Origin of the sequence: Streptomyces sp. NRRL S-118 (genome assembly GCF_000716335.1) — a bacterium.
In the GTDB taxonomy this organism is placed as follows: Bacteria; Actinomycetota; Actinomycetes; order Streptomycetales; family Streptomycetaceae; genus Streptomyces.
The window spans coordinates 42,353-49,349 of sequence record NZ_KL591020.1 but is presented as its reverse complement, the minus strand read 5'-3'; the positions used below and the strand labels follow the sequence as shown (position 1 = coordinate 49,349).

Here is a 6,997-nt window from a genome sequence, read left to right as displayed (position 1 = left end):
AGGTTTTTCCGGATGGGGGTCCCCCCTGCTCCGTAGGGCTCGGGGGTGGGTGCGACCCGGGTGGGGCCCGGACGTTCAGTAGACAACGGCTCTCGGTCGACCCGCAGCCAGCGGGCCCCAGGTCGGCCCGAAGGACGCCGGGCCCCGATCCGCGACCCGCTGCCATGACCCTGGTCGCTATGGTGGAGATCAGCGCACGGACGTAAGGGGCAGCAGTGAACGACGGTGGTCAGAGTCATCAGAGTGGCCGGAATGGTCAGAGGCGGTACGGTCCGCTCGGCAAGGCCCTGGTGATCATCCCCACCTACAACGAGGCCGACAACATCAAGCCGATCGTCGGACGGGTGCGCGCCGCCGTACCCGACGCCCATGTCCTGGTCGCCGACGACAACAGCCCGGACGGCACCGGCAAGCTCGCCGACGAGCTGGCCGCCGAGGACGACCACGTCCACGTCCTGCACCGCAAGGGCAAGGAAGGGCTCGGCGCGGCCTACCTGGCGGGCTTCCGCTGGGGCATCGAGCGGGACTACGGCGTCCTGGTGGAGATGGACGCGGACGGCTCCCACCAGCCGGAGGAGCTGCCCCGCCTGCTGACCGCCCTCAAGGGCGCCGACCTGGTCCTCGGCTCGCGCTGGGTGCCGGGCGGCCGGGTGGTCAACTGGCCCAAGTCCCGCGAGTTCCTCTCGCGCGGCGGCAGCACCTACTCGCGCCTCCTCCTGGACGTGCCCATCCGTGACGTCACGGGCGGGTTCCGGGCCTTCCGCAAGGAGACCCTGGAGGGCCTCGGTCTCGAGGACGTGGCGTCCCAGGGGTACTGCTTCCAGGTCGACCTCGCCCGTCGCGCCGTCGCCGCCGGATACCACGTGGTCGAGGTGCCCATCACCTTCGTCGAGCGCGAGCACGGCGACTCCAAGATGAGCCGGGACATCGTGGTGGAGGCCCTGTGGCGGGTCACCGCGTGGGGGGTCGGATCCCGGGCCGACCGCATCCTGGGACGCAAGCGCACCTGACGTCCGCCGCCCGGCCCCGGACCCCCCTTTACGCGGTCCTGGCGGGCCGCCAGGCACACTGGGGGGCATGACGACCGGCGCACCGCCTCCTTCCGCCCGCAAGCGCTCCCGCGCCCGCTCACTGGCCCCGCTCGGCATCGCCGCCTGGCTGGTGCTGGAGGTGTGGCTGCTGATCCTGGTGGCCGGCGCCGCCGGCGGCTTCACCGTGCTCGCCCTGCTGGTCGGCGGCGCCGTCCTCGGCGCCGCCGTGATCAAGCGGGCCGGGCGGCGGGCCTTCCGGACGCTCACGGAGACACTCCAGCAGCAGCAGGCCGGGGCCGTGCCCGCCCAGGACGCGGGGAGCACCGGAAACGGTTTCCTCATGCTCGGCGGCGTGCTGCTGATGATCCCCGGCCTCCTCTCGGACGCGGCCGGTCTCCTTCTGCTCCTGCCGCCCGTCCGCGCGTGGGCCGGCCGGTACGCGGAGCGGTCGCTGGACCGGCGGGTGAAGGCCGCCGTGGCCGGCTCCTTCGGGGACGCCTTCCAGCAGGCCCGTATGCACCGCCCGGACGGAAAGGTCGTACAGGGCGAGGTCATCCGCGACGACACGGCCCGGCAGTCGCGTCCGTACGGCGACGACGACCCCCGCCCGCCGCTGACCCGCTGAACGACGCCCGCCAACGGGCTCCCCGGCCCGGCTCCCGGCTGCCCGTGGGGTGGCTGGGGACGGCCAAGAGCCGCGGGGCGGCGGTACACCGTGGTGTACCGCCGCCCCGCGGCTCTTGTGTGTTCCGTGCTGGTCGCGGTTTTCCGCGATCAGGCGGACTTCCGGCTGTCGCGCGGGTGCACGGCGATGTTCATGGCGCCGGACCGCAGGACCGCCAGCCTTTCGGCCAGCACTTCCTCCAACTCCTCGCGAGTGCGCCGCTCCATGAGCATGTCCCAGTGCGTACGCGCCGGCTTGCCCTTCTTCTCCTCGGGGCCGTCCCCGTCCACCAGGAGTGCCTGGCTTCCGCAGACCTTGCACTCCCACTCCGGCGGAATTTCCGCCTCGACCGAGAAGGGCATCTCGAAACGATGGCCCTTCTCGCATGCGTACTCCACCGCCTGGCGCGGGGCCAGATCGATGCCGCGGTCGGTCTCGTAGCTGGTCACCACGAGGCGCGTGCCGCGAAGAGCTCGCTCACTCATGAATCGTGCCTCCCGGGCTTGTCGCCCACAGGACAGGTGTCGCTGTCGTCGTCATCCGGTCAACGTCCGGTCGGCGGTAAAGATTCCCGTTGCGGGTCATGCGTCGCCCGTCGTGCCGCCCCTTTTTGTACCCACCAGTGCCCGGTTTGTCACATCTGGCAGAAGATGTCACCCCGCGTCTTCATCTCTTAGACGCGCAGTAACGGTCCGCCTGGCAGGCCAAAGGCGTACACTACCGGCCTTTGAGTGCCGCGTCTAAATCCGGTCCGGTACGGGGTTTCCCGCGGCGGCCACCGCACGGCGCACGGGCACCCGCGCGAGCAGCACGAAACCCAGCGCGAAGAAGACCACCAGGGACACGATGGCGTCCCGGTAGCTGCCCGTCAGCTGGTACGCCAGCCCGAACACGAGCGGCCCCAGCCAGCTCAGACCCCGGTCGCTCATCTCGTAGGCCGAAAAGTACTCGGCCTCCTTGCCGCGCGGCACCAGATGCGAGAAGAGGGACCGCGACAGGGCCTGGCTCCCGCCGAGCACGAGCCCGATCGCCGCGGCCAGCGCGAAGAACCAGACCGGCGCGCCGGCCGGCAGGAAGTACCCGGCCGCGAGGATCAGCGTCCACACGGCCAGCGATCCGAGGATGGTGCGCTTGGCCCCGTAGGAGCGCGCCAGCCGCCCCATCCCCAGGGCCCCGGCCACCGCCAGCACCTGCACCAACAGCACCGCGGTGATCAGGGTCGTCTGGTCGAGGCCGAGCTCCTCCGAGCCGTAGACCGACGCCTGGGAGATCACCGTCTGGACGCCGTCGTTGTAGATGAGGTACGCCAGCAGGAAGGACAGCGTCAGCGGATGCCGGCGCATGTCCGCCAGGGTCGCCCACAGCTGACGCCACCCCGACCCGACCGCACCCGCGCCGTCCGGTGCCACGCGCCGGTCCCGCAGCCTGCGCAGCGGTACGAGCGTGAAGGCCCCCCACCACAGACCGGCCGACGCCAGGCAGATCCGCACCGCCTCGGACTCCGACACGCCGAAGGAGTCGTGGCCCGTGTACAGGACGAGGTCGAGCACGAGGACCAGAGCCCCGGAGGTGTAGCCGAAGGCCCAGCCGCGCGAGGAGACCCCGTCGCGTTCCTCCGGCTCCGCGATCTGCGGCAGGTAGGCGTTGTACAGCGCCATGGACACCGCCAGGGACGCGTTCGCCACGATCAGCAGGAACGCGCCCAGCAGATAGCGTTCCCCCTCCAGGAAGAACAGCCCCGCCGTCGCGGCCGCCCCCAGGTACGCGGCCGTCGCCAGCAGGGGCTTCTTGCGGCCCGTACGGTCCGCCACCGCGCCCGCGACGGGCATCACCAGGACGGCCAGGACGACCGACAGGGACACCGCGTACGCGAAGACCGAGCCCGCGCGGACCGGGATGCCGAGCGGATGGACGAAGCCGTCGGCATCGGCGGCCGCCCGGGCGACGGAGGTGAGGTACGGGCCGATGAAGACGGTCAGCACGCTCGTCGAGTAGACCGAACACGCGAAGTCGTAGAAGTACCAGCCCCGCTGCTCACGTCTGCGGTCGTGACCGGGCTTCCGGGCGTCCTGGCCGGCGGTCTCGGCGGTCATCGCGCGCCCCCCTTGTTCGTCCCCGTGGCGAGAGGCGACGGCACGGCGAGAACCTCAGACCCACACTCCCCGGTCGGTCAGCACCGTACGCAGCGTCTCCAGATGATCGGTCATGATGCCATCCACGCCCATGTCGGCGAGAGCGGCCATCCGCGCCGGGTCGTTCACCGTCCACACGTGGACCTGGAGCCCCCGCTCGTGCGCGGCCCTGATGAAACGGCGGTCCACCACCCGCACCCCGTTCTGGGTCTCGGGTACCTGGGCGGCCACCGCCCCGCGGCGCAGCGCCGCGGGGATCCCGTACGAGCGCAGCCGCAGTGCCAGCACCCCCGCCACGCCGTACGAGGTCGCCAGGCGCGGTCCCGCCAGCCGCAGTGCCCGGGTCACCCGGCCCTCGTTGAAGGAGCCGATGCACACCCGGTCCCAGGCGTCCGTCCTGCGGACCAGCTCCACCAGGGGCTCCAGGGCGGGCTCGGCCTTGATGTCGATGTTCCAGCGGGCCTCGGGGAACTCCTCCAGCAGATCCTCGAAGAGAGGCAGCGGCTCCTTGCCGGCCACGCGGGCTTCCCGGACCGCGCTCCAGGGCAGGTCGCCGATCCGGCCGCGGGCGTCCGTCACACGGTCCAGCGTCGCGTCGTGGAAGGCGACGAGCCGCCCGTCGGCGGTGGTGTGCACATCGGTCTCGAAGTAGCGGTAACCGGCCGCTGCGGCCCGCCGGAAGGCCGTCGCGGTGTTCTCCAGCCCGTCCGCCGCCCCGCCGCGATGGGCGAAGGGTATGAGGGACGGGTGGTCGAGATAGGGGTGGCGAACGCGAGTCACCGCCGCAGTATGGCCTGCCCGGGTTTCCCGGGGGCAACCACGGTGCTGCCGGCGGGAGCGCCCTGAGCGCCCGGGACGGTGAAGACCCGCAGGAAGAGCTGGGCGAGCGGGCCGATCGCCAGGGCGTACAGCACCGTACCGATCCCCAAGGAGCCGCCCAGCAGGAACCCGGTGAGGACCACCGCGAGCTCGATGGTCGTGCGGATCAGGCGGAGGGAACGGCCGGTGAGCCGGTGCAGGCCCGTCATCAGACCGTCGCGCGGGCCGGGGCCGAAGCGGGCGGCGATGTAGAGGCCGGTGGCCACACCGTTGAGCACGATCCCGCCGGCCATCAAGGAGACCTGCGCGGCCATGCCCCGCACGTCCGGGACGGACCACAGGGTGGCGTCCATCGCGAAACCGATGACCAGGACGTTGGAGACGGTGCCCAGGCCGGGCCGCTGGCGCAGGGGGATCCAGAGCAGCAGCACGGCGGCGCCCACGATGGTCAGCACGACACCCATGCTCAGTCCGGTCCGCTCGGCCAGCCCCTGGTGCAGGACGTTCCACGGCTCCAGGCCGAGTCCGCTGCGGACCAGCAGCGCCGAGCTGACGCCGTACAGGGCCAGGCCGGCGTAGAGCTGGAGCAGCCTGCGGGGGAGGTGACGGGGCGTCGCGCCGGTCACGGCGGTGGGAGCGGCGGTGACCGCGGTGGCGGCGGTGCCGGAACGGATGACGGGCTCCGGTGTGCCGGATGTCGTCGACATGAGTTGTGCCCCCCGAGGTGGTGGTGGTGGACTGGCTCATGTCACCCTGTGGCATGGGTTTGGATGCCAACCAGGTCCAATTCGAGGAAGGTGGACTGAATTCCATGACCGAATGGACTTCCGCGGTGGGTGCCGCCCAACTGGCCCGGCAGCTGAACGCCCAGCAGCCGCGCCCGGCCGGCCCCGGCACCCGTAAGCCGCCCGCCTACCGCGCGCTCGCCGACGGCATCCGGCTGCTGGTCCTGGAGGGCCGCGTGCCCGTCGCGGCGCGTCTGCCCGCCGAGCGCGAGCTGGCCCTGTCCCTGTCCGTCAGCCGCACCACCGTCGCGGCCGCGTACGAGGCGCTGCGCGCCGAGGGCTTCCTGGAGTCCCGGCGCGGCGCCGGCAGCTGGACCGCCGTACCCGCGGGCAACCCGCTGCCCGCGCGGGGCCTCGAACCGCTGCCGCCCGAGTCGCTCGGCTCCATGATCGACCTGGGCTGCGCCTCGCTGCCGGCGCCCGAGCCCTGGCTGACCCGTGCCGTCCAGGGCGCGCTCGTGGAGCTTCCGCCGTACGCCCACACGCACGGCGACTACCCGGCCGGGCTGCCCGCGCTGCGGCAGATGCTCGCCGACCGCTACACGGCACGCGGTATCCCGACGATGCCCGAGCAGATCATGGTCACGACCGGTGCGATGGGCGCCATCGACGCCATCTGCCACCTGTTCGCCGGGCGCGGCGAGCGGATCGCCGTCGAGTCGCCCTCGTACGCCAACATCCTCCAGCTCATGCGGGAGGCCGGCGCCCGCCTCGTGCCCGTCGCGATGGCCGAGCGGCTGACGGGCTGGGACCTGCCCCGCTGGCGGCAGGTGTTCCGGGACGCGGGGCCCCGGCTGGCCTACGTGGTCGCGGACTTCCACAATCCGACGGGCGCACTGGCCGACGAGGACCAGCGGCGCCAGCTGGTCGACGCCGCCCGTTCCGCCGGGACCGTGCTCGTCGTCGACGAGACCATGACGGAGCTGCACCTGGAGGACGGGCTGGAGATGCCCCGCCCCGTCTGCGCCTTCGACCCGGCCGGCAGCACGGTGCTCACGGTCGGCTCCGCCAGCAAGGCCTTCTGGGCCGGGATGCGCATCGGGTGGGTCCGCGCCGCCCCCGACGTCATCCGCTCCCTGGTCGCCGCCCGTGCCTACGCCGACCTCGGGACGCCGGTCCTGGAGCAGCTGGCCGTCACCTGGCTGATGAGCACGGGCGGCTGGGAGGAGGCGGTCGGCCTGCGGCGCACGCAGGCGCGCGAGAACCGGGACGCGCTGGTCGCGGCGGTCCGCAGGGAGCTTCCCGGCTGGGAGTTCGACGTCCCCCTCGGCGGGCTCACCCTGTGGGTCCGCACCGGCGGCCTGTCCGGCTCCCGCCTCGCCGAGGCGGGCGAGCGCGTGGGCGTGCGGGTGCCGTCCGGGCCGCGCTTCGGTGTGGACGGCGCCTTCGAGGGCTACGTACGGCTGCCGTTCACGGTCGGCGGCCCGGTCGCCGACGAGGCGGCGGCCCGCCTCGCCGCGGCGGCCCGCCTGGTGGAGTCGGGCGCCACGGGAGGTATTCCGGCGGAGTCGCCGCGCACGTTCGTGGCGTGACCGCCGCGCCGCCCCCCGCGGGGCCGGGCTGTGG

At 72.6% G+C, this 6,997-nt stretch carries 7 protein-coding genes; 3 read left to right on the top strand and 4 right to left on the bottom strand.

What is annotated here, in order from left to right:
- The first annotated feature begins 215 nt into the window (after nt 1-215).
- Entirely contained in the window at nt 216-1,010 is a 795-nt protein-coding gene (locus IH00_RS0127300; RefSeq protein ID WP_031078149.1) for a polyprenol monophosphomannose synthase, read from the top strand.
- A gap of 67 nt (nt 1,011-1,077) precedes the next feature.
- Nucleotides 1,078-1,656 (top strand): FxsA family membrane protein, encoded by a 579-nt coding sequence (gene fxsA / locus IH00_RS0127295; RefSeq protein ID WP_031078147.1) that lies wholly within the window; start codon nt 1,078-1,080, stop codon nt 1,654-1,656.
- Nucleotides 1,657-1,805: 149 nt separating this feature from the next.
- Here fxsA and IH00_RS0127290 read toward each other — a convergent pair whose 3' ends face one another.
- The 4 genes from IH00_RS0127290 to IH00_RS0127275 form a co-directional block, all read right to left on the bottom strand.
- The gene (locus IH00_RS0127290; RefSeq protein ID WP_026278069.1) at nt 1,806-2,180 is read right to left on the bottom strand and encodes an RNA polymerase-binding protein RbpA; all 375 of its coding nucleotides are present in this window, start codon (nt 2,178-2,180) and stop codon (nt 1,806-1,808) included.
- Nucleotides 2,181-2,435: 255 nt separating this feature from the next.
- Nucleotides 2,436-3,788 carry an MFS transporter gene (locus IH00_RS0127285; protein ID WP_031078144.1) on the bottom strand — a complete coding sequence of 451 codons (1,353 nt, stop codon included), beginning with the start codon at nt 3,786-3,788 and terminating at the stop codon, nt 2,436-2,438.
- Nucleotides 3,789-3,842: 54 nt separating this feature from the next.
- The gene (locus tag IH00_RS0127280) at nt 3,843-4,607 is read right to left on the bottom strand and encodes a glycerophosphodiester phosphodiesterase family protein (RefSeq protein ID WP_031078142.1); all 765 of its coding nucleotides are present in this window, start codon (nt 4,605-4,607) and stop codon (nt 3,843-3,845) included.
- Complete coding sequence (locus tag IH00_RS0127275; RefSeq protein ID WP_234334980.1) at nt 4,604-5,353, bottom strand: membrane protein YczE; 750 nt, start codon at nt 5,351-5,353, stop codon at nt 4,604-4,606. Before IH00_RS0127275 ends, IH00_RS0127280 begins: the two co-directional genes overlap by 4 nt.
- A gap of 104 nt (nt 5,354-5,457) precedes the next feature.
- On the opposite strand from IH00_RS0127275, the gene IH00_RS0127265 reads away from it, so the two are divergent.
- Nucleotides 5,458-6,963 carry an SCO1417 family PLP biosynthesis transcription factor gene (locus IH00_RS0127265; RefSeq protein WP_031078139.1) on the top strand — a complete coding sequence of 502 codons (1,506 nt, stop codon included), beginning with the start codon at nt 5,458-5,460 and terminating at the stop codon, nt 6,961-6,963.
- Nucleotides 6,964-6,997: the final 34 nt, after the last annotated feature.

Bases quoted from the DNA above. Each gene is read 5' to 3' on its own strand.
- fxsA (WP_031078147.1), top strand. From the start codon at position 1,078: ATGACGACCGGCGCACCGCCTCCTTCCGCCCGCAAGCGCTCCCGCGCC.
- IH00_RS0127290 (WP_026278069.1), bottom strand. From the start codon at position 2,180: ATGAGTGAGCGAGCTCTTCGCGGCACGCGCCTCGTGGTGACCAGCTAC.
- IH00_RS0127285 (WP_031078144.1), bottom strand. From the start codon at position 3,788: ATGACCGCCGAGACCGCCGGCCAGGACGCCCGGAAGCCCGGTCACGAC.
- IH00_RS0127275 (WP_234334980.1), bottom strand. From the start codon at position 5,353: ATGTCGACGACATCCGGCACACCGGAGCCCGTCATCCGTTCCGGCACC.
- IH00_RS0127265 (WP_031078139.1), top strand. From the start codon at position 5,458: ATGACCGAATGGACTTCCGCGGTGGGTGCCGCCCAACTGGCCCGGCAG.